General features: G+C 44.8%; 1 pseudogene. It reads left to right on the top strand.

The features are described from left to right. Positions 1–453, top strand: a pseudogene (locus AB4496_RS29805) (flagellin); the annotation flags it as partial.

The raw sequence follows: 453 nt of genomic DNA, 5'->3' as shown, positions 1-453 counted from the left end.
GGAACGCCTATCTTCAGGTTCTAAAATCAACAGCGCAAAAGATGACGCTGCAGGCCTACAAATCTCGAACCGTTTGAACGTTCAGAGTCGTGGTCTTGATGTTGCTGTACGTAACGCGAACGATGGTATCTCTATCGCTCAAACGGCAGAAGGTGCGATGAATGAAACATCAAACATTCTGCAACGTATGCGTGACTTGTCTCTGCAATCAACAAACGGTTCGAATACAAAAGCTGACCGTGTTGCAATCCAAGAAGAAGTTACAGCACTGAACGATGAACTAAATCGTATTGCTGAAACAACCTCTTTTGGTGGTAACAAGCTGCTTAACGGTACTCACGGTACTAAGTCATTCCAAATTGGTGCAGACAATGGTGAGGCAGTAATGCTTCAGCTGAAAGACATGCGTTCTGATAACGACCAAATGGGCGGCAACAGCTACCAATTTACAGA

Origin of the sequence: Vibrio sp. 10N.222.46.A1, assembly GCF_041473595.1 — a bacterium.
Taxonomy (GTDB): Bacteria; Pseudomonadota; Gammaproteobacteria; order Enterobacterales; family Vibrionaceae; genus Vibrio; species Vibrio tasmaniensis_A.
Note: the sequence above shows the minus strand (reverse complement) of the source record. Positions and strands in the feature narration are given on the sequence as shown.